This window comes from Butyrivibrio sp. (assembly GCF_017635265.1).
GTDB lineage: Bacteria > Bacillota > Clostridia > Lachnospirales > Lachnospiraceae > Butyrivibrio.
This window is the reverse complement of sequence record NZ_JAGBLU010000020.1, coordinates 1-2,813: the sequence shown is the minus strand read 5'-3', so window position 1 is coordinate 2,813 and position 2,813 is coordinate 1. Positions and strand designations below refer to the sequence as shown.

At 40.8% G+C, this 2,813-nt stretch carries 2 protein-coding genes and 1 tRNA gene; 1 reads left to right on the top strand and 2 read right to left on the bottom strand.

Annotated elements, in window-relative coordinates; translation table 11 throughout:
- On the bottom strand, nucleotides 1-774 hold a 774-nt coding region (locus J6O61_RS02720), incomplete at its 3' end, for a 6-phosphofructokinase (RefSeq protein ID WP_292209286.1).
- A gap of 153 nt (nucleotides 775-927) precedes the next feature.
- Between J6O61_RS02720 and J6O61_RS02715 the strand changes: the two genes are divergently transcribed.
- Nucleotides 928-1,013: transfer RNA gene (locus J6O61_RS02715), tRNA-Ser, on the top strand.
- Nucleotides 1,014-1,147: 134 nt separating this feature from the next.
- Here the strand turns inward: J6O61_RS02715 and J6O61_RS02710 are convergent.
- Nucleotides 1,148-2,722, bottom strand: a complete 1,575-nt coding sequence (locus J6O61_RS02710) for an IS1182 family transposase (protein ID WP_292209284.1) — start codon at nucleotides 2,720-2,722, stop codon at nucleotides 1,148-1,150.
- Nucleotides 2,723-2,813 lie beyond the last annotated feature (91 nt).

Sequence of the window (2,813 nt, the reverse complement as noted above, 5' to 3'; positions counted from 1 at the left end):
TACTGAAGGATACTTGTAGTTAGCCATCTTCTCTTTGTATTCCTTCTTGGAGAGCTTGGCGTCCTTCTTGGAGATAGCGCCCTCTGCAACAGCGATGATGGTAAATCTGCTGCCTCTTGCATCTCTTGCCTCGATGGCTTCACAGATCTTGCCGATGTCATAAGGAATCTCAGGGATGAGGATAACGTCTGCACCGCCGGCAAGGCCCGCGTTCAGAGTAAGCCATCCAACCTTATGTCCCATAACTTCGATGATGAATACACGGCCATGGGAGTCAGCTGTTGTATGGATATTATCGATAACATTAGTCGCAACGTCAACGGCACTCTGGAAACCAAAGGTCATATCCGTGCCCCAAAGGTCATTATCAATTGTCTTCGGAAGAGATACTACATTAAGTCCCTCTTCTGAAAGGAGGTTAGCGGTCTTCTGTGAGCCGTTTCCTCCGAGAACTACAAGGCAGTCTAACTGAAGCTTGTAGTAATTCTGCTTCATAGCCTCTACCTTATCAAGTCCGTTCTCATCAGGTTCTCTGATCGTCTTAAAAGGCGTTCTGGAGCTGCCCAGAATAGTTCCGCCTTTAGTCAGGATTCCCGAAAAATCGTGGGATGTAAGCATACGGAAATCGCCATAAATAAGTCCTTTATAGCCGTTCTTAAATCCGTAGAACTCAACTTCCTCGCCGCTGTGCGCAATACACTTAACAACGCCGCGCATTGCTGCATTCAAAGCCTGACAGTCACCACCGCTGGTCAACATACCAATTCTCATCATGTGAAAAAGGCCTCCTTTGAATATTCAAATTTGTAAATGCACACTACTAGTAATTATACATTAATACAGTCCATACTGCCAAGTAATCCGGTTGACTACAGTTCATTAAAAAAGTATAATAAAAAACGCTTCAGAGCATCGTCCGAAGCGCATGGAGACGTATCAAAGTGGTCGTAATGAGGCGCACTCGAAATGCGTTTGTCCTCCGGGGCACGCGGGTTCGAATCCCGCCGTCTCCGCTTTTATCCAATTAAAGGGGCTGTGAAAAAATGAGAAATCATTTTTTTACAGCTCTTTTTCGAACTACATTGAGTGCAATCTTTTTTTGAGAGAGTATAACTCCCCTTACCCCAAGATTAACAGCTGTATTCTATCATGCTGCTTCTTGGAGTCTCATCTTTATATTGTGATATTTATAGAGGTTGTGCCCAATAGAAACAAGAAAAACTTCAAGTTTTACAGAATTGATGCCTTTTCGGACTATCCGTTTATACCATCTATCGTTTTTTATTATTCCAAATGTTCCCTCTGCCTGAATGGAACGATTCATCCTAAGCAGTGCGCCATGGATACTCTCAAGGTTATCTATAACTTCCTTGTGCATGGATGTAAGTTCATCATTTATTCGCACTGTCCTGTTATTATCAGTCTTTTTACATCTTGAGGCGTATGGACACCCACTGCAGTCTTCACATTGATATACTTCTTCCTGACGACCGTACTGATTCCCTCTGACTGGTTTGCGATATAGGAATTTAAACGTTTTGCCGTTTGGGCACCGCATTTGTCCATCTTCACCAATTTCAAAATTTACTGCACGAAATGGGTCATCATGATATTTCTGATCCTTGGTTTCTTTTCTGTACATAGGAAATTTCATGTACTTTTCCATGCCGTTTAGTTCGCAGAAGATGTAATTATTGAAAGAACCATACCCGGCATCGGCAACAGGATACTTTGGAAAAAAACCATAAGTTTCATAAAACTTCATCATTAGTGGAATGAAGCAATCCATATCTGACCTGTACTGGTTTACATCTACAACGGCTATATATTCATCAGCCACACCAACCTGGACATTATAAGCAGGAAGGAGCTGGTCATTGCCCATATAATCTTTCTTGATTCTCATAAAAGTTGCCGAAGGATCAGTCTTTGAATAACTGTTTCGGTTATCTCCGCAAATGGCGATTTTTTGAATATACTCTTCAAGCTTGGAAGTGTATTCTACAAGCTTTTCATACTGGCGTTGCTGTACAGTCTTTCTATGGCCTCTTCCAGAAACAAAGGTATCTGTATCTATTTTCCATGTTTCCGAAAAACGTTTCGTGATTTCTTTTACCCCCTCCGGAACGTATTCAGTATTTGTTTCAATTTTTAGGCCGCTCCACTTTAGGTCTGCATTAATTTCATTCAGAAGGATGGTGATTTTTTCGAAGATACGATATCTTGATTTCTCAGTTGCTTTCTTCCATACCCAGGTATATTTATTGGCATTGGCTTCAAACTTTGAACCGTCGATATAGAGATGATTCAAATCGACATTGTGAGCTTTGAAAATCACATGGTTGATATCCTTGAATAGTTCTTCAACTGTATCTGTCAATACATCGTTTATAAAGTAGCTAAAGGTTCTGTAAGACGGTGTTGCTCTGTCCATCAGATACATGTAGCGGACATTAACTTTGCAATTGGCCTCAAGATTTCTGAGTGAGATGTAACCCTCATCCATGAAACCGAAAAGCACGGTCTTTAGCATTCTGACTGGATTATACCCGATTCTGCCAAGCTTGTGTTCTGGCACATTTCTCAGGTACTTATCAAGATCTAAACCTCCTATGAGTTCGTCAAACGTAAAGACCGGGTCGCATATATCCAAGCATTCTGAAATAAACATTGGCAAAACGCCCTGATTTAGAGTAAGATAAGAATTGGTTTGATTGTTCATGGTAATATTTTACCATGAAAAAAGAGAAGTAATTGGTTATTCACAACTATTACTTCTCTTTTTTATGAGCTTATTATTTCACAGCCCCTTT

Excerpts from the sequence above, each read along its gene's own strand:
- J6O61_RS02710 (WP_292209284.1), bottom strand. The coding sequence starts at position 2,722 with ATGAACAATCAAACCAATTCTTATCTTACTCTAAATCAGGGCGTTTTG.